The sequence below is a fragment of the Kitasatospora sp. NPDC058218 genome, assembly GCF_042882445.1.
GTDB lineage: Bacteria > Actinomycetota > Actinomycetes > Streptomycetales > Streptomycetaceae > Kitasatospora.
In genome coordinates this window covers 32,667-50,283 of record NZ_JBHVWC010000057.1, presented here as the reverse complement: position 1 = coordinate 50,283, position 17,617 = coordinate 32,667, and the positions used below count along the sequence as shown (strand labels likewise).

General features: G+C 72.8%; 19 protein-coding genes. 12 read left to right on the top strand and 7 right to left on the bottom strand.

The genetic code is table 11. The features are described from left to right. Nucleotides 1–117 precede the first annotated feature (117 nt). Nucleotides 118–1,911 (top strand): bifunctional metallophosphatase/5'-nucleotidase, encoded by a 1,794-nt coding sequence (locus tag ACFVYI_RS31045; protein WP_387891758.1) that lies wholly within the window; start codon nucleotides 118–120, stop codon nucleotides 1,909–1,911. A 70-nt stretch (nucleotides 1,912–1,981) separates the two neighbouring features. Here the strand turns inward: ACFVYI_RS31045 and ACFVYI_RS31040 are convergent, their stop codons facing one another. The 5 genes from ACFVYI_RS31040 to ACFVYI_RS31020 form a co-directional block, all read right to left on the bottom strand. Further along, entirely contained in the window at nucleotides 1,982–3,496 is a 1,515-nt protein-coding gene (locus tag ACFVYI_RS31040) for a sensor histidine kinase (protein ID WP_387891756.1), read from the bottom strand. Then, nucleotides 3,493–4,266, bottom strand: a complete 774-nt coding sequence (locus ACFVYI_RS31035) for a response regulator transcription factor (protein ID WP_387891754.1) — start codon at nucleotides 4,264–4,266, stop codon at nucleotides 3,493–3,495. The genes ACFVYI_RS31040 and ACFVYI_RS31035 overlap by 4 nt, the downstream gene beginning before the upstream one ends. Nucleotides 4,267–4,365: 99 nt before the next feature. Next, nucleotides 4,366–5,514, bottom strand: a complete 1,149-nt coding sequence (locus tag ACFVYI_RS31030; RefSeq protein ID WP_387891752.1) for a S1C family serine protease — start codon at nucleotides 5,512–5,514, stop codon at nucleotides 4,366–4,368. Between the two features lie 106 nt (nucleotides 5,515–5,620). Beyond that, nucleotides 5,621–6,679, bottom strand: coding sequence for a LacI family DNA-binding transcriptional regulator (locus ACFVYI_RS31025; RefSeq protein ID WP_387891750.1), 1,059 nt, complete (start codon nucleotides 6,677–6,679; stop codon nucleotides 5,621–5,623). A gap of 125 nt (nucleotides 6,680–6,804) precedes the next feature. After that, nucleotides 6,805–7,536 (bottom strand): response regulator transcription factor, encoded by a 732-nt coding sequence (locus ACFVYI_RS31020; protein ID WP_387891748.1) that lies wholly within the window; start codon nucleotides 7,534–7,536, stop codon nucleotides 6,805–6,807. A 722-nt stretch (nucleotides 7,537–8,258) separates the two neighbouring features. Between ACFVYI_RS31020 and ACFVYI_RS31015 the strand changes: the two genes are divergently transcribed. The 7 genes from ACFVYI_RS31015 to ACFVYI_RS30985 all read left to right on the top strand — a co-directional run bounded on the left by ACFVYI_RS31015 (nucleotide 8,259) and on the right by ACFVYI_RS30985 (nucleotide 13,052). Continuing rightward, entirely contained in the window at nucleotides 8,259–8,552 is a 294-nt protein-coding gene (locus ACFVYI_RS31015; protein ID WP_387891746.1) for a MoaD/ThiS family protein, read from the top strand. A gap of 5 nt (nucleotides 8,553–8,557) precedes the next feature. After that, complete coding sequence (locus ACFVYI_RS31010; protein ID WP_387891744.1) at nucleotides 8,558–9,976, top strand: hypothetical protein; 1,419 nt, start codon at nucleotides 8,558–8,560, stop codon at nucleotides 9,974–9,976. 214 nt (nucleotides 9,977–10,190) lie between these two features. Next, nucleotides 10,191–10,907 (top strand): DUF2993 domain-containing protein, encoded by a 717-nt coding sequence (locus ACFVYI_RS31005; protein WP_387891742.1) that lies wholly within the window; start codon nucleotides 10,191–10,193, stop codon nucleotides 10,905–10,907. A 298-nt stretch (nucleotides 10,908–11,205) separates the two neighbouring features. Further along, a complete protein-coding gene (locus ACFVYI_RS31000) occupies nucleotides 11,206–11,286 on the top strand; it encodes an Ms5788A family Cys-rich leader peptide (RefSeq protein ID WP_350517234.1) in 81 nt (26 codons plus the stop codon). A 223-nt stretch (nucleotides 11,287–11,509) separates the two neighbouring features. Continuing rightward, nucleotides 11,510–12,343, top strand: coding sequence for a sulfurtransferase (locus tag ACFVYI_RS30995; protein ID WP_387891740.1), 834 nt, complete (start codon nucleotides 11,510–11,512; stop codon nucleotides 12,341–12,343). 40 nt (nucleotides 12,344–12,383) lie between these two features. Further along, on the top strand, nucleotides 12,384–12,674 hold the full coding sequence (locus tag ACFVYI_RS30990; protein WP_093861460.1) for a DUF1416 domain-containing protein: 291 nt from the start codon (nucleotides 12,384–12,386) through the stop codon (nucleotides 12,672–12,674). A 93-nt stretch (nucleotides 12,675–12,767) separates the two neighbouring features. Then, nucleotides 12,768–13,052, top strand: coding sequence for a DUF3099 domain-containing protein (locus ACFVYI_RS30985; RefSeq protein WP_387891738.1), 285 nt, complete (start codon nucleotides 12,768–12,770; stop codon nucleotides 13,050–13,052). On the opposite strand, the gene ACFVYI_RS30980 is transcribed toward ACFVYI_RS30985, so the two are convergent. Further along, nucleotides 13,046–13,429 (bottom strand): DsrE family protein, encoded by a 384-nt coding sequence (locus ACFVYI_RS30980; RefSeq protein ID WP_360625047.1) that lies wholly within the window; start codon nucleotides 13,427–13,429, stop codon nucleotides 13,046–13,048. The genes ACFVYI_RS30985 and ACFVYI_RS30980 overlap by 7 nt on opposite strands. A 287-nt stretch (nucleotides 13,430–13,716) precedes the next feature. On the opposite strand from ACFVYI_RS30980, the gene ACFVYI_RS30975 reads away from it, so the two are divergent. From ACFVYI_RS30975 to ACFVYI_RS30965, 3 genes are all read left to right on the top strand, one after another. After that, entirely contained in the window at nucleotides 13,717–14,319 is a 603-nt protein-coding gene (locus ACFVYI_RS30975) for an FABP family protein (RefSeq protein ID WP_387891736.1), read from the top strand. A gap of 199 nt (nucleotides 14,320–14,518) precedes the next feature. Next, nucleotides 14,519–14,983 carry a Fur family transcriptional regulator gene (locus ACFVYI_RS30970; RefSeq protein ID WP_360625041.1) on the top strand — a complete coding sequence of 155 codons (465 nt, stop codon included), beginning with the start codon at nucleotides 14,519–14,521 and terminating at the stop codon, nucleotides 14,981–14,983. 10 nt (nucleotides 14,984–14,993) lie between these two features. Next, a complete protein-coding gene (locus tag ACFVYI_RS30965; protein ID WP_387891734.1) occupies nucleotides 14,994–15,956 on the top strand; it encodes a YgfZ/GcvT domain-containing protein in 963 nt (320 codons plus the stop codon). Between the two features lie 40 nt (nucleotides 15,957–15,996). On the opposite strand, the gene dtd is transcribed toward ACFVYI_RS30965, so the two are convergent. Then, nucleotides 15,997–16,461, bottom strand: a complete 465-nt coding sequence (gene dtd, locus ACFVYI_RS30960; RefSeq protein WP_387891732.1) for a D-aminoacyl-tRNA deacylase — start codon at nucleotides 16,459–16,461, stop codon at nucleotides 15,997–15,999. A 475-nt stretch (nucleotides 16,462–16,936) separates the two neighbouring features. Between dtd and ACFVYI_RS30955 the strand changes: the two genes are divergently transcribed. Beyond that, entirely contained in the window at nucleotides 16,937–17,557 is a 621-nt protein-coding gene (locus ACFVYI_RS30955) for an ABC transporter substrate-binding protein (protein WP_387891731.1), read from the top strand. Nucleotides 17,558–17,617: the final 60 nt, after the last annotated feature.

Genomic DNA, 17,617 nt, shown 5'->3' with positions numbered 1-17,617 from the left:
ACGTCCAGGGTCCTGACAGCTACGCGCGTTGACTCTAGGCTGCACTGGCGCAACGACACCGTCGCCCGCCCACACATGTCCACAGCCGGGCGCTCTCTCAAGGTGCAGGGGACCTTCATGCTCACCGTCAGATCCCGACGCGCGGTACTGGCCGCCGTCGCCGCGGCCGGCCTCGTCGGCACCGTGGCCATGCCGACCGCCGCCCAGGCCGCGGACGCCAAGCGTCACAAGACCGTCAACCTCCAGCTGCTGGCGATCAACGACTTCCACGGCAACCTGGAGCCCCCGGCCGGTTCGTCCGGCACCATCCGGGAGATCGACCCGGCGACCGGCCAGGCGGTCAGCACCCCGGCCGGCGGCATCGAGTACCTGGCCACCGCGCTGCGCCAGGCCCGGATACCGGCCGACGACTCGATCACCGTCGCCGCCGGTGACATCGTCGGCGCCTCCCCGCTGACCTCGGCGCTCTTCCACGACGAGCCGACCATCGAGGCGATGGACAAGCTCGGCCTGGACGTCACCGCCGTCGGCAACCACGAGTTCGACGAGGGCTCCAAGGAGCTCGTCCGCCTCCAGGAGGGCGGCTGCCACCCGGTCGACGGCTGCTACGAGGAGGGGCGCAAGTTCAAGGGCGCCAACTTCAACTACCTGGCCGCCAACGTCACCGACGAGAAGACCGGCAAGCCGATCCTGGCCCCGTACTGGGTGACCAAGTCGCAGGGCGTGAAGGTCGGCTTCATCGGCGCCACCCTGGAGGGCACGCCGAACATCGTGACCGCCGAGGGCGTCAAGGGCCTGAAGTTCGGCAACGAGGTCGCCACGATCAACAAGTACGCGGCCGAGTTGAAGAAGCAGGGCGTGAACTCGATCGTCGCCCTGATCCACGAGGGCGGCCTGCCGGCCAGCAGCGTCTACAACTACGACTGCGGCACCGCCGGCCAGGGCATCTCCGGCCCGATCGTCGACATCGCCAAGAACCTGGACCCGGCGATCGGCGCCATCGTCACCGGTCACACCCACAACGCCTACGCCTGCACCATCCCCGACCCGCAGGGCGTGCCGCGCTCGGTGACCAGCGCCGCCTCCTTCGGCCGGCTCTACACCGAGATCGACCTGAAGCTCGACAGGACCACGGGCAGCATCGTGCGCCCCTCGGTCAAGGCCGAGAACCACGTCGTGCGCCGCACGGTCGAGAAGGCCCCGGACATGACGGCGCTGATCGACCGCTACTCCAAGCTGGCCGCCCCGATCGCCAACCGGCCGCTCGGCTTCATCGCCTCGGACATCAACGGCCGCGGCAACAGCGACCCGGAGAAGCCGCTCGGTGACGTGATCGCCGACGCCCAGCTGGCGGGTCTGGCGCCCGCCGACAAGGGCGGCGCGCAGATCGCCTTCATGAACCCCGGCGGCATCCGCTCGGACCTCGTCTACAAGGCGAGCGGCGCCGAGGGCGACGGCGTGGTGACCTACGGCGAGGCCTTCACCGTCCAGCCGTTCACCAACATGATGCAGGTCAAGACGCTGACCGGCGCCCAGCTGGTCCAGCTGCTCCAGCAGCAGGTGAGCGGGTCCAACGAGGCCTCGCCGAAGATCCTGCAGTCGTCCAAGGGCCTGACCTACACCCTGGACATGCGCAAGACCGGTGTCGGCCGGGTGCTGACGGACTCGATCCGGCTGAACGGCGCGCCGATCGACCCGGCCGCCAAGTACCGCGTCGCGGCCAACGAGTTCCTGGCCGGCGGCGGCGACGGCTTCCCGGCCTTCGCGGCCGGTACCGACAAGCTGGTCGGCGCCTCCGACCTGGACGTCTTCGCCGCGTACCTCGGTGCCAACAGCTCGGCGGCCGCGCCGCTGAAGGCGCCGGCGCAGGACCGCATCAAGGTCATCGGCCCGGGCAGCGACCTCGACTGACCGTAGCCGGCGGTGGAACGGGCGGGGCGCTGTCGGGGCGCCCCGCCCGTTCCGTCCGTCCGGGCCCGGTCTAGTCGGGCGCCGGGCCGCCCGGCAGCCGGACGGTGGCCAGCGCGCCCGGGCCGCCGTCCCGCGCCGGTCCCAGCGACACCTCGCCGCCGGCCTCCCGCACGCTCTGCGCGACGATCGACAACCCGAGGCCGGAGCCCGGGAGCTGACGTGAGGACGGCGAGCGCCAGAAGCGGTCGAAGACGTACGGCAACTCCTCCGGCGGGATGCCGGGGCCGTGGTCGCGGACGGTCAGCACGCCCTGGCGGAGCCGGACGTCGATCGCGGCGCCCGGCGGGCTGTACTTGACCGCGTTGTCCAGCAGGTTGATCACGGCGCGTTCCAGCGCGGCGGCGTCGCCCTGGACGAACCAGGGCTCGATGTCGGTCTCGAAGACCAGCCCCGGACCGCGCAGCTTCGCCCGGGCGACCGCCCGGTCGGCGAGTTCGTGCAGCGCCACGACGGCCAGGATCCGGCCCGGCTTGGGGGTGTCGGGGCGGGACAGCTGGAGCAGGTCACCGATCAGGACGGTGAGTTCCTGCATCTGCGCCTTCATGTTGCCGAGCAGCTTGGTCCTGGTCGCGGCGGGGAGCGGACGGCCGGTGTCGTCGCTGCGGATCATCAGGTCGACGTTGGTGCGCAGCGAGGTGAGCGGGGTGCGCAGCTCGTGCCCGGCGTCGGCGATCAGCCGCGTCTGGCGGTCGCGGGAGTTGGCGAGTGCGGTGCTCATCGAGTTGAACGAGGCGGAGAGCCGGGCGATCTCGTCGTCGCCGTGCACCGGGATGGTGCTGCCGACCTCCTCGGTGCGGGCGATGTGCTCGACCACGTCGGTGAGTTGGTCGACCGGCTTGAGCGCGGAGCGGGCCACGAACCGGCCGGCGACTCCGGCGAGGATGATGCCGCCGAGGGCCACGCCGCCGAGGATCAGGGCGAGCTGCTGCAGGGAGTCCGCCACCGGCTGGGTCGGCGCGGCGATCATGACCAGCACGGGCGGTCCGCCGGGCTTGTCGGTGGGGACCCAGTACACCCGGACCATGGCGGGCGCACCGTTGGTGTAGTGGCCGCTGCGGAAGATGGACTGGTTCGGCGGCAGTTGGAGGACCTTGGTGTCGTCGGCCTGGAGGTCGATCGCCCTGGTGGCGCCGAGCGGCAGGCAGACCCCGACCGGGTCGGTCATGACGAGCTGGGTGTCCCGGAACGCGAAGTTGGGCCGGTCCTGCTGCGAGGTGCCGTTGCGCGGGAACGGCAGGGCGGCCTGCTTCAGCGCCTCCTCCGGAGTGGTCGGACAGTAGGCCGGGAGCCGGACCGTCGGCAGCTGGACGCTGCGCAGGTCGTTGCGCACCTGCCCGTACAGCTGCTTCTCCACGATGAACCAGCACGCCAGCGCCGACAGTGCGATCGCCACCGCGACCGCCGCCGCCGTCAGGAAGGTCAGCCGGCTGCGCAGGGACCGGGCGCGGTACCAGCGGGCGAGCCGCTGCCGTCGGTGGACGCGGGGCGGTAGCAGGGGTGGCGGTGGGGTGGTGGTGTCGCTCACGCGGTGGTGCCGGCGGCCGGGCGGAGGGCGTAGCCGACGCCGCGTACGGTCTGGATGATCCGGGGCATGCCGCCCTGCTCGGTCTTGCGGCGCAGGTACATCACGTACACGTCCAGGGAGTTGGAGGAGGGCTCGAAGTCGAAGCCCCAGACCGCCTTGAGGATCTGCTCGCGGGTGAGCACCTGGCGGGGGTGCGAGAGGAACATCTCCAGCAGCATGAACTCGGTGCGGGTCAGCTCGACCGGTTTGCCGGCCCGGGTGACCTCGCGGGTGGCGGTGTTCATCCGGAGGTCGGCGAAGGCCAGCACCTCGCTGTCGTCCTCGACGGCCGCGGCGCGTGCGGCGGCCTCGGTGGCGAGGGCGTTGCGGCGGAGCAGGGCGCGGACCCGGGCGAGCAGTTCGTCCAGTTCGAAGGGCTTGGCGAGGTAGTCGTCGGCGCCGACGTCCAGGCCGGTGACCCGGTCGCCGACGGCGTCGCGGGCGGTGAGCATCAGCACCGGGACGGTGTCGCCCCGCGAGCGCATCCGGCGGACGGCGGTGAGGCCGTCCATCCGGGGCATCATGATGTCCAGCAGGACGAGGTCGGGCTTCTCCCGTTCGACGGACTCCAGCGCTTCGTAGCCGTCGGTGGCGGTGGCGACCTCGTAGCCCTCGAAGGCGAGGCTGCTCTCCAGGGCGTCCCGCAGGGCGGGTTCGTCGTCGACCACGAGGAGCCGGGCGGAGGCCGGTCCGGGCTCGGCGGGGGTGCGGTCGTCGGCGGCCGGGGTCATGGGCGGTTGCCCTTTCTCATCGTCGGAGAGCCTGCGGGGAGCCTGCTGGGGGGAGTGCGGTGGCCTGCGGGTGGGGACCTGCTCGGAGTAATTGTCCGTCTAGATGTTCTGCCCGGCCTGCAGCTTCGGCAGCACCTGCTTGATGTCGTCGATCGGGATGGCGAAGCCGAGGCCGACGCTGCCGGCACCGCTGCCGCCGGCCGTGGAGCTGGAGCCGCTCGCCGAGTACATCGCCGAGTTGATGCCGATGACCTGGCCGTTCGCGTTGATCAGGGGGCCGCCGGAGTTGCCGGGGTTGAGCGCGGCATCGGTCTGGAAGGCCTTGTAGGTGGTGGTCTCGCCGCCGCTCTGCGGGGTGCTGCCGCGCAGGCCGGGCAGGTTGGGGAAGCCGAAGCCGCCGTTGCCGCTGGTGGCGCCCTCGTCGACCTGGACGGTGACCTCGCGGTTCTCGGCGCTGATGATGCCCGAGGTGACGGTGCCGGTGAGGCCCTCCGGGTTGCCGATGGCGACCACGGGGTCGCCGACCGAGACGGCGGAGGAGTCGCCGAGGGTGGCGGGGGTGAGGTTCCGGGCGCCGCTCGCGGTGATCACGGCGGCGTCCAGGGACTTGTCGGTGCCGGTGACGGTGGCCTTGGCGGTGGAGCCGTCCTTGAAGGTGACGGTGACCTGGCCGCCCTCGGCGGCGCCGGAGACGACGTGGTAGTTGGTGAGGATCCGGCCGTCCCTGTCGAGCACCACGCCGGTGCCGGTGGAGGTCCCGCTCGCGGTCTTCACGGTGATCTGGACGACGCTCGGCGAGACGGCCGAGGCGATGGCGGCGACGTCGGCGCTGCCGTCGGAGCGGGCGGAGACCGGGCTGGCGATGGTGCCGGTGCGGGTGGCGGAGCCGTGCTCCTGGGCGGCGACCACGCCGCCGGTCACGCCGCCGAGGACGGCGGCGACCGCCGCGACGGCGGTGACCAGCGCGACCCGGCCGCGCAGGAGGCCGCGCCTGGCCCGGCCGCCGTGGCCGCCGTGGGACGCCGGTCCGCCGGCGGCCGGGGGCGCCGGCGGCAGCGGCGGCGCCGCGGGCGGGGGAGGGGGCGGGGTCCCGACCGAGGGGTGGCCGGCGGCCGGGTACCCGGTGGTCGTGCTGCCGAGGACGGTGCCCTGGACGACCTCTCCCTCGGCGGGGTGCGGGTGCGGGTACGCGTACGAGGGCGGGTACGGGTCGTCGTGCTGCTCGCTGCCGTGCTGCTGATCGCTCATGCCGACCAACGTCCGCCCGCCGGATGAGGATCTGATGAGAACGGGGTCAGAAGCCTCCGAGAAGCCCGTTGACTTCTCATAAAGCCTGGTCAGGCCGGGATCGGTGCTAGGAGGGCCGGACGTCCTGCGGCTCGCTCGGCCGGCAGCCGCAGGAACGGCGGATGACCAGGCGGGACGGGAACTTCCGGACCCGTTCGGTGTCCGAGCCGGGCACCATCAGCGAGTCGTCGAGCACCAGGTCCACGGCGGCCCGGGCCATCGCGTCGCGGTCGGAGGCGACGGTGGTCAGCGGCGGGTCGGCGAAGGCGGCCTCGGGCACGTCGTCGAAACCGGCCACCGCGAGGTCCTCCGGCACCCGCAGGCCGACCTCGCGGGCGGCCCGCAGCACGCCGATCGCCTGGTCGTCGGTGGAGCAGAAGACGGCGGGCGGGCGGTTCGCCGAGCGCAGCAGGCCGAGTGCGACCTCGTAGGCGCCGTAGCGGTGGAAGGGCGCGTCGATCAGGTGCGGCTCGGTGGGCAGGCCGTGGGCGTCCATGGCGCGCTGCCAGCCCTCGACGTGGTCGATGACCGGGTCGCCGGGGGCGGGGGACTCGACCGGGCCGCCGAAGCAGGCCACGTAGGGGTGCCCGTGCTCCTCCAGCAGGTGGCGGACGACGGCCTCGGCGCCGGCCACGTCGTCGGTGACCACCGCGACGTCGTCGATCGCCTCGGGCCGGCGGTGCAGCAGCACCACCTTGGCGCCCTCCATCGCGGCGAACTCCTCGGCGGCCCGCTGGGAGGGGCCCTGGCTGACCAGGATCAGGCCGGAGACCCGCATGCCGAGGAAGGCGCGGACGTAGTGCACCTCGCGGTCGTCCACGTAGTCGGAGTTGCCGATGAGGACGAGCTTGCCGCGCTCGGAGGCGGCGCGTTCCACGGCGTGCGCCATCTCGGCGAAGAACGGCTGGCGGGCGTCGGGGACGACCATGCCGATCAGGTTGGTGCGGCGGGAGGCCATCGCCTGGGCGACGCTGTTCGGCCGGTAGCCGAGCTGCTCGATCGCCGCGAGCACCTTCTCCTTGGTCGCGGGCGCGACGGGGCGCGGCCCGTTGTTGATGACGTAGCTGACGACCGCGGTCGAGGTACCAGCCAGTCGGGCTACATCGTCGCGCGTCACTTTGGCCACGAGGGGAGTCTACGCGTGTGGCGTCCACCGGGGCAGGGGGGACCTCGGCGGCACGGGAGGCGCCCGCAGGACAGCACGGGGCGAATGCGTACAGGCCGGGCGGGTGCCAGCCGCCCGGCCGGCGGTCAGGCCTCCAGCGCGGCCGAGGAGCGCTGGGAGAGGTCCGGCCGTTCGCCCTTGTCCGGCTTCTCCGGGACGACGAAGCGGTAGCCGACGTTGCGCACGGTGCCGATCAGCTGTTCGTTCTCGACGCCGAGCTTGGCGCGCAGCCGTCGGACGTGGACGTCGACCGTCCGGGTGCCGCCGAAGTAGTCGTAGCCCCAGACCTCCTGCAGCAGCTGCGCGCGGGTGAAGACCCGGCCGGGGTGCTGCGCGAGGTACTTGAGCAGCTCGAACTCCTTGAAGGTGAGGTCGAGCACCCGGCCCTTGAGCTTGGCGGAGTAGGTCGCCTCGTCGACCGAGAGGTCGCCGTTGCGGATCTCCATCGGGCTGTCGTCGGTCGCCACCTGGAGGCGGCCGAGGGCGAGCCGCAGCCGGGCCTCGACCTCGGCCGGGCCGGCGGTGTCCAGCAGGACGTCGTCGACGCCCCAGTCGGCGGTGACGGCGGCCAGGCCGCCCTCGGTGACCACCAGGATCAGTGGCGAGCCGATGCCGGTGGAGCGCAGCAGCTGGCAGAGGCTGCGGATCTGCGGAAGGTCCCGTCGGCCGTCGACCAGGATGACGTCGGCGCTGGGGGTGTCCACCAGGGCGGAGCCCTCGGCGGGCGCCACCCGGACGTTGTGGAGCAGCAGGCCGAGGGCCGGCAGCACCTCCGCGGAGGGTTGCAGCGCGTTGGTGAGGAGGAGCAGAGAACTCATACCCGGTAGTCCCCTTTCCGGGTCGTCGCGGTCGCGTTACGGCTGCCGCCACAGCCGGATGGCGCACGTGCAAGGAGGTGTCGCGCGCAGCGGGCCCCGGATGGGGAGGCGGCGGGCGACGGGAGGGTGGGGGAGGAGACCAGGCGTTCACCGGAGGACTCACCGGCGCGCACGGCAGCACGGCGCGCGCGTCGGAGGTCCCGCAACCCCTGAAGCACCGTTTCTGCCCTGCTCATCCCGTGAACCTTCCGGTCTGTCCCGTACCGGGCGGCGGCCCGGGGCCGGGTTCCGACACCCCGACCGGGTCCGGGGCACGTCGTTGTGCCGCGAATGGCGGGGCGGTTCCTGCTCCGCGCCGGGGGTGGGCCGACGAATCGCAAGAACGTCCGTACTGGCGTCCTGAAAGCACGAAAGGATCCGGGGGCGACTCTGCCCGGATCCCTCAGGGGACGAGGATAGCCGACCGGCTCCCGCGCCGGGAGGGCTCGAAAGCGGCGGTTCGCCGGTTTCGGAGGCCCCCCGGGGTGAGCCTGGCCACAGCTTCGCGCGGGCTCCGGCACCGGTGCGGCCAGGGCGATTGCCGGTCGCACCGGCGGACACGCCATCATGGGACGCACATCGGCGGCACCGTACGCATACCTCTTTCGAGTGGTGTTCGGCCGCCCCGGTGGCGACCCGCCCGGGGTACCGGGCCCGGGCGAGGACGACGAGAAGGGGTTGCCATGGGCGCGACCACCGAGCCAGCGAGCGCCGCTCGGGCGAGCGGGACGATCCGCTACTGGGCGGCGGCGAAGTCGGAGGCCGGGCTGGCCGAGGAGCCGTACGAGGCGGCGACCCTGGCGGAGGCACTGGCGGCGGCCAAGGCACGGCACGCCGACCGGCCGAAGCTCGTCCGGTTGCTCGGCCACTGCTCCTACCTGGTCGACGGCTCCCCGGTCGGCGGCCGTGACCACGCGACGGTGTCCCTCAGCGAGGGCGGCACGGTCGAGGTGCTCCCGCCGTTCGCGGGAGGGTGAGCGGCGTGACGGACCCGAACAACGTGAACGGCGGCCCGCAGGGCGCCGGCCCGGGCGGCTGGCAGCAGCAGCAGTCGCAGCAGCCGCCGCATCCGCAGGCGCAGCCCCAGCAGCCGTACGCCCCGCAGCAGGGGTACGCGCCGGAGCAGTATCCGCAGCAGGGGCACCCGGCTCGGCCGTACGCCCCTGCTGCGGGCCGGCCTGCCACGGGCCGGGCACCGGGGCACCAGGGCGGCCACCAGCCGCTCGGCGCGCCCGGGGAGCGGCCGCCGTACGGCGGTCACCCGGCGAACCAGCAGCAGCACCAACACGGGCAGCACTGGCCGCAGCCCCAGCCACAGTCCCAGCCGTACGCGCAGCAGCAGCCGTACGGACAGCAGCCGTACGCGCAGCCGCCCGTGGACGACGCGGCGACCACACTGCTCCCGCCCGTCCCGCCGATGGACGACGCGGCGACGACGCTGCTCCCCCCGGTGGTGGTGTCGGGTGCGACGCCGACCGCGCCGCCCGGCCGGATGCCCGCCCCGGCACCCGCCGCGAACCCCGCCCCCGCCCCGCAGCCGGTCTTCGACCCGCCGACCATGACGCTCAAGCGTCCGCCGGCCCCCGCGCCGGCCGGTGGCCCCGCCGGTGGCCCCACCGGCCGTCGGCGGGCCGGCGCGCCGCAGGGCGCCGTCCCGGCGCAGCCCGCTCCCGCCCCCGGCGCGCCCGTCCGGACCGGCTCGCCGATCAACGACCCGGGCCTGCAGCCCGCCCTGATCACCGCGGGTGCGGCCGCGCTGCTGGCCGGCGCGGCGGCGCTCGGGCAGCCGGCGCTGGCGCTGGTCGTCGCGTTGCTCCAGGTGCTGACGGCGGCCGGCTGGTTCCGGCTGAACGGCATGTGGCCGGCCCGCCAGGGCATCGCCCTCGCCGTGCTGGCCGGTCTCACCGCCGACGTGGCGGTGCTGCTGGCCGACTCCGACGGGGGGACGGCGGCCGTCGTCGGCACCCTCGGCGGGTTCTTCCTGCTCGTCCTGGTGCTCCAGACGTTCCGCCCCTCGGACCCGAAGGAGCGGTTCTACGCGCTCACCGTGCTCGGCTCGGCCACCGTGGTGACGGTGCTCTGCACCGCGCTGCTGCTGGCGGACTGGGTGCCGGCGGCGGTCGGCGCGGTGGCGCTGGCCACCGTCCTGGCCGCCGCGCCGCTGCCCGGCCCGAAGCAGCTGGGCCCGGTGCTCGGGCTGCTGGCGGCCGTGGTGTTCGGCCTGGTCGTCGGGGCCCCGCCGGTGCTGGGCGCCCTGGCGGGTCTGGGCGCGCTGGTCGGCCGCCGGGTGGCGGGGTACGACTTCCCGTCCCGGTTCGTGCACATGACGGCGGGCGTGGCACTGCCGCTGGCGGTGGCCTCACCGCTGATCTGGATCGCCACCCGCCTGCTGGCCGGCTGAGCTCGGGCGGCACTCCCGCGACGCCCCGCCCCGGAACCATGCTCGGGGGCGGGGCGTCGTACCGTCGTGCGGGCGCGGCCCCCGGCGGCGGACGGCCGGGCGGGGCGCGCACCAGGACGACGACACCGACGAGTACGAGCACGACGAGCACGACGAGATCGACGAAGAGAACGACGCGTACGACGGCAGCGGCAGGCGACGACGGGGGAGAGCGATGCGCGGTTGGCTGAAGGCGACGATCGGCCTGGTGGTGCTTTCCGGCCTGCTGGTGGGCGCGGACCGGATCGCCGTGGGCGTGGCCGAGGACAAGGTCGCCGAGCAGCTGGTGAAGAGCGGCCGGATGAGCCAGCGGCCGGACGTGTCGATCGGTGATGTCCCGTTCCTCACCGATCTGCTCTCGAAGGAGGTGGACGACCTCCGGATCTCGGCCGACGGGCTGACCGTCGGTGACGGCACCCGTCAGGTGGCGCTGCACTCCTTCAAGGCCCGGCTGTCCGGTGTCACGGTGAGCAACAGCCTGACCAGTGCCAAGGTGGCCAAGGGCAGCGGCAGCGGCCTGATCTCCTACGCGGACCTCACCCAGTTGCTGCCGCCCGCGTCCCAGATGGTGCCCGCCGCCGGTCGGCTGCCGGTGGGTGCCAACACCCGGTTGAGCCTGTCGTACGGCGGCCCGGGCAAGATCAAGGCGGCGCTGGGCCCGCTCGCGGTCGGCGAGGGTTCGGTGCGCAGCGAGGGCAACACCGTCACGGCGGACGGGTTCCAGCTCACCGGGGTGGCCGCGATGGTCGCGGGGGTCACCAACCAGAAGGTCGATCCGGTGAGCTTCACCCTCGACCAGCTCCCGGCCGGGCTGAAGCTGTCCGGGGTGACGCCGCAGGAGGAGGGCCTCCAGCTGTCCTTCCAGGGCGACGGCGTGACCCTGATCGGCTGACGTCCCCGGCCCGGCCGCCGCCCTTGCCGCCGCCGGTCCGTGTCGCCCTCGGCGGGCCCGCGCGGCCCCTGCCGCTTCCTGCTCCCGTTTCCTGTTCCGCTCCGCGAGACGCGCTGTCCAGCGCCGACCGCGGGGCGGCGTGCTGTGCGCCCGCTGGCGCCCCCGTGGGGAGCCCCGTAGGGCCGTTGGCCGGTTCCCACCCACCATGGAATGGTCAAATCTCGCAATGCGAGCGATCTGGTCTCACCATTCGATACGCTGGTGACAGGGGGCGCCCCGTGTCCCTAGCATCGTCCGCATGAAGCGACAGACGGACCTCACGAAGCGGCGGGCGGTAGACCTGTGCCGCGTGGCCGCCTGTCTGTGTCGAATGCGCTAACTCGGCGTTTTTGCAGGGCAGTTCCTGCCCGCCGCCGATTTTCCCGGTGACCTGGCCCGGTACCTGGTGCCGGCCGTCCCCGCTGCACACCACAGACCACCGCTCGGAACAGCGCGCCACCCTCGTCCGTCCCAGTATTCGGACATGGATTCGGAACGGCGCCGCCGACGAGCACCCAGCAGCAGCACCTTCCGCAAACCGCCCTCGGATGGAGAACATCACCATGAGCCGCAGCGACGTCCTGGTCGACGCCGACTGGGTCCAGGCCCGCCTGGACGACCCGAAGGTTGTCATCGTCGAGGTCGACGAGGACACCTCCGCCTACGAGAAGAACCACATCCGCAACGCCGTCCGGATCGACTGGAAGAGCGACCTCCAGGACCCGGTCCGCCGCGACTTCATCGACCAGGCCGGCTTCGAGGCGCTGCTCAGCGCCAAGGGCATCGCCAACGACGACATCGTCGTCCTGTACGGCGGCAACAACAACTGGTTCGCCTCGTACGCCTACTGGTACTTCAAGCTGTACGGCCACGGCGACGTCCGCCTGCTGGACGGCGGCCGCAAGAAGTGGGAGCTGGACTCCCGCGACCTGGTCACCGAGGTGCCGGCCCGCGCCGCGACCGAGTACAAGGCGCAGGCCGTCGACTCCTCGATCCGCGCCTTCCGCGACGACGTGATCGCCGCCATCGGCAGCCTCAACCTGGTCGACGTCCGCTCGCCCGACGAGTTCTCCGGCAAGCTGCTCGCCCCGGCCCACCTCCCGCAGGAGCAGTCGCAGCGCCCCGGCCACGTGCCGAGCGCCCGCAACATCCCGTGGGCCAAGAACGCCAACGACGACGGCACCTTCAAGAGCGACGATGAGCTGAAGGCCCTGTACGAGGCCGAGGGCATCGACCTGGCGAAGGACACCATCGCCTACTGCCGCATCGGCGAGCGCTCCGCGCTCACCTGGTTCGTGCTGCACGAGCTGCTCGGCCAGGCGAACGTGAAGAACTACGACGGTTCCTGGACCGAGTACGGCAGCCTCGTCGGCGTGCCGATCGAGCTCGGCAACTGAATCGCCGGCTCCACCCGTAAGGCTGAAGGGAAGACAAGACATGTGCGGTGCGAAGGCCGGTGGGCCGGACCTGGCAGGAGTTGACGTGGCGAACGAGACGATCATCCAGGGTTCCGTGACCCGAGACGGCGAGCCGGTCAACGGCTACGTCCGGCTGCTCGACGAGGGCGGCGAGTTCACGGCCGAGGTGCCCACCTCGGCGACCGGCCAGTTCCGGTTCTTCGCCCGCCCGGGCAAGTGGACCCTGCGCGCGCTGGTCCCGGGCCAGACCGTGGACCGCCAGGTGGTCGCCTCCCAGGGCAACCTGACCGAGGTCGCCATCGCGGTCTGAGCGCTCCGAGGCGCGCCGGATCCGACGTGATCGGGCGGATCCGACACCGAGGGCCCCTGCGGAAGCAGGGGCCCTCGGTCGTACCGTGGAGGCGTGCAGGGGAGCCGGCGGCATCGCTACTACTTCGCCATGATGGGCGTCTGCCTGGGGCTGTTCGTCCTCGCCTGGGGCGTGGTCCGGTTCTGGTCCGTCCCGGCCGCGATCGGCATGTGCCTGTTCGCGATGGTCATCCCCCCGGCCGCCGCGGTCTTCGCCAACAAGCGGGACCCGGAGGACGACTGGTGGAACGACCCGCGCTGGGAGGACCCGAAGTGGGACGACCCCGGGCACGATCGGGACCGTCCCGACCAGGAGGGCCGCCCGCCGGGGGATCAGTAGACGAGGGCCTGCACGCCGTCGGCCATGATCTCGCTGACGAAGACCTGTGCGCCCGCGATCCGGACACCTTCGACGGTGTCCTTCTGCTCGATCCCGCGCCGGGCGGCGCACTGGGTGCAGAGGGTGACGGTGCCGGCCGCCAGGATCGACTCCAGCAGGTCCGGCAGCGGCGCCGCGTGCGGCAGCTCGAACTCCGCCGCCCGCCCCGGCAGGGCGAACCAGGACGACTCGCCGGTCAGCCAGAGCGACACCTCGATCCCGCTGGCGACGGCCACCGCCGCCACCGTGAAGGCCTGCGAGCAGCGCTCCGGCGCGTCCGCCCCGGCGGTGACCTTGATGACGAGCTTCTTCGAGTCGGGCTTCGTATCAGACGACATGCCGCCACCCTAGATCCCGGCGAAATGCCGACGTGGTGGGGCTCACCGAGACCCGTCGTCACCCGGCGGATAGAGTGAGCGGCAGCAAAATCCACCACACTGTCGCCGCCCTGGGAGCCCCCCGTGTCCGGTCTGGAAATCTTCTTCGACGGTCTGCTGGCCCTCATGGCCGTGCTGATCACCTGGTTCGCCATCTTCTCGGTGATGAAGCTGTACCAGGGCCAGCGCTGAGTCGGCTGCCGTACGGTTGAAGCTGCCCCACATCGACGACGACAGCGACCAGGAACATGATCGAGATCCCCTCCGACCTCCACAAGGACGTCGTCCCGCTCGCCTTCCTCCTCGGCACCTGGGAGGGCGCGGGCGTCTACGCGCCGCTTCCCGCTGAGGAGGCCGCCGGCGCGGAGAAGTGCAACTTCGGCCAGGAGATCGTCTTCCGGCACGACGGCCGGCCCTTCCTGGAGTTCCGCTCCCGCACCTGGGTGCTGGACGGCGAGGGCGAGAAGATCCGCCCGCTGGAGAACGAGCACGCGTTCTGGCGCATCACCAGCAACCAGCACGGCACCAGCGGTGCCCGCGGGATCGAGATCTCCTCCGTCCGTGACGACGGCACCGTGGAGATCTGGTACGGCGAGCTGGCCGACGGCAAGCCCCAGATCGACGTCTCCACCGACGCGGTGGCCCGCATCGAGGGGTCGCCGGAGTACTCGGGCGGCAAGCGTCTCTTCGGGTTCGTCAACGAGGAGCTGCTCTGGGTCGGCGAGAAGGCCGCCCCGAACGTGCCGCTGCGCCCGTACATGTCGGCGCAGCTGAAGAAGGTGCTCAGCCCGGCTCAGCTGATCAAGGACATCAACGACCTGCCGGACGACGGCATCGCGTTCTTTCGTTGAGCACAGCCTTTCGTTGAGCACAGCCTTTCGTTGAGCACAGCCTCCCGCTGAGCACGACCTTCCGCTGAGCACGGCTCGCGCGGCCCCTGCCGGGCGCGGCCCGTCGCTGAGCACAGCTCACCTTGCACGGGGTAGGGACCGGTCGGGGGCCGGTCCCTACACTTGCAGCAGGACCCCCGACCTTGGCAGGGACAGCACCGTGGCGGACACCGGCACCACCGACTGGCAGCTCTCCGGCGACTGGAAGGCCGACCTGCGTGAGCGCGGCTACCGCCTCACGCCCCAGCGCCAGCTCGTCCTGGAGGCGGTCGACGTGCTCGACCACGCGACCCCGGACGACATCCTCGGCCACGTCCGCCGGACGGCCAGCGGCATCAACATCTCCACCGTCTACCGGACCCTGGAGCTGCTGGAGGAGCTCGGCCTGGTGTCGCACGCGCACCTCGGCCACGGCGCCCCGACGTACCACCTGGCGGGCCGTCACCACCATCTGCACCTGGTCTGCCGGGACTGCGAGAAGGTCACCGAGACGGGGACCGAGATCGCCCGGCCGCTGATCGAGAGCCTGCGCGAGCAGCACGGTTTCGACACCGACCTCAAGCATTTCGCCATCTTCGGCCGCTGCGCCGACTGCACCGCCAAGCTCGCCGAGGACCGGTCGTAAGCTGGCCGGTATGAAGAGCCCGCTGCTTGCGCTGCCCGGTGCCGTCCCCGCCGAGGGAACCGACGAGGGCGTGGCCGCCCACTACGGCGACATCTTCCGCGAGCAACGCGACCTCGCCCGGGGCAGGGGCTTCGTGGACCTCTCGCACCGCGGTGTGGTGACCGTGACCGGTGCCGACCGGCTGGCCTGGCTGCACCTGCTGCTCACCCAGCACGTCAGCGAGCTGCCCGTCCAGCAGGCCACCGAGGCGCTGGTGCTCTCCGCGAACGGGCACGTCGAGCACGCCCTGTACCTGGTCGACGACGGCACCACCACCTGGGCGCACGTCGAGCCGGGTACCCGGGAGGCGCTGGTCGGCTACCTGGAGAGCATGAAGTTCTTCTACCGGGTGGAGGTCGCCGACGCGACCGCCGACTACGCCGTGGTCCACCTGCCGGCCGGCTCCACCGCCTCGGCGGACGGCGCGGCGGCGGTGCGCGAGCTGCCGTACGGGCGGGACCTCTTCCTGCCGCGCGCCGAGCTGGCGGCGCTGACCGGGGGGTACGGCCCGGCGGCCGGGATCTGGGCGTACGAGGCGCTGCGGATCGAGGGCCACCGGCCCCGGCTCGGCTTCGAGACCGACCACCGGACCATCCCGCACGAGGTGGACTGGCTGACGAGCGCCGTCCACCTGCAGAAGGGCTGCTACCGCGGGCAGGAGACCGTCGCCCGGGTGCACAACCTGGGGCGGCCGCCGCGCCGGCTGGTCTTCCTGCACCTGGACGGCACCGAGGAGGTGCTGCCCCCGCACGGTACGGAGGTGCGGCTCGCCTCGGACCCGGCCGGCCGGGCGCTGGGCTTCGTGACGTCGTCGGCGCGCCACCACGAGCTGGGGCCGATCGCGCTGGCCATCGTCAAGCGCAACGTCCCGGTGGACGCGGTGCTGCTGGCCGGGACGGTGCCGGGGACGCAGGACGTGATCGTCCCGCAGTAGCCGGGCCGAACGGGGGCGGACGGGCCGGACCGGCCGCCGGTCAGACCTCGACCAGGACGGTGAACGGGCCGTCGTTCACCAGCGCGACCCGCATGTCCGCCCCGAACCGGCCGGTCTCGACCTTGGCGCCGAGCGCACGCAGCTGGGCGACCACCTCGTCCACCAGCGGCTCGGCGACCGGGCCGGGGGCGGCCGCGTTCCAGGTGGGGCGGCGGCCCTTGCGGGCGTCCCCGTAGAGGGTGAACTGGCTGATCACCAGGAGCGGCGCTCCCAGGTCGGAGCAGGAGAGCTCGACGCCGTTCTCCCCGGCCTCGGGCCCGTCCCCGGCGGGTGCCTCCAGCAGCCGTAGCGTCCAGAGCTTGCGGGCCAGCTGGGCCGCCTTGGCGGGGGTGTCCTCGTGCGTGACGCCGACCAGGACGCAGAGCCCGGGCCCCTCGATCGCGCCGACGGTCTCGCCGGCCACCGTCACCCTGGCTTCGGTCACTCGCTGCACCACTGCTCGCATGCGGCCATTGTGCCGGAGCCGGCAGCGCGCTTCCGCGGCCCCCGAGGGGCGTGCATGGGGTAGCTGCGCGCCGGGTTGTGTGCGCCTGCGCGCCGGGCGGTGCCGCTCCTGCTGCGAAAAGCCCCGGTCATATCAGCCACCCCCGTTCGCCAGGGGGCCGTTCGGGTGCACGGGCGGTGCACCGGCGGTGGGCGGGGTGGCACGCTGGGGCGGTACGAGGGTCCGGGGCGCCAAGGTCCGCCGCGCCGGGCCCGTTCGGCCGGGCGGTCGAGTCGGTGGGTCAGGCGTTCTGGCGGTTTCGCCCCGTGGGGTGGCGTCGCCGGGGGCGGGAACCTTCGGGGGCGATCGCGCGTGCCGTCGGACGGGTGTGCGCGGTGGGTACGCGCGACGGCCCGCCGGGGGGACGGGTCGGACCGGCGGCAGGCGACGGGGTGCCGCGAGCGGGCGGGATCGGACGACGGCAGGTGGTTGGTTGATGGACGCGAGCAGCGCGGGGCGGGACCGGTCCGGGCGGATGCCCGAGGACCTGGAGCCGGCGGGGGGTCCTCCGGGCCCGGCGGCGGGCCCGGAGGGAGAGCCCGATCTGGAGGGGTTGGGCCTGGAGCAGCTGCGGACCCTGCGCCGGGAGACCTTGGAGCAGGAGGCGGACCTCTCCTATCTGCGGCGCCTGCTGCACGGGCGGATGGACATCCTGCGGGCCGAGCTGGACCGCAGGCCGGGTGCGCTCCTGGTGGCGGCGGGGGGTGAGAGCCCGGCGGGCAGTGCCCTGCTGGACCGGCTGCCGGCCATCCTCACCGACGCGCCGTCGACGGTGCGCCGGTCCGCCCGGCACGTCACCCTGGGGCCGCCCAGGGGTCAGCAGTCCCAACTGGAGGCGGACGCCCTGATGGGTGATGTCCAGCTGGCCGACCTGGCCGCGCACCCGCCCGAGGACCTGCTGGCCGCGTTGGACCGGCTGCGGGCGCACGAGCGCGAGGTGTCCGGCCGGCGGCAGCTGCTGCTGCGGACGGCGGACGGCTGCAGTGCCGAGATCACCCGCAGGTACCGTGATGGGGAAGCGCGGGTCGACGACCTGCTCGCGGGCGGCCCGCTCTGACCGGGTGAGGTGTCCGGGGCGGGCGTGCGGTCCGGCTCGCCCCCGGCTCACCCTCACTCC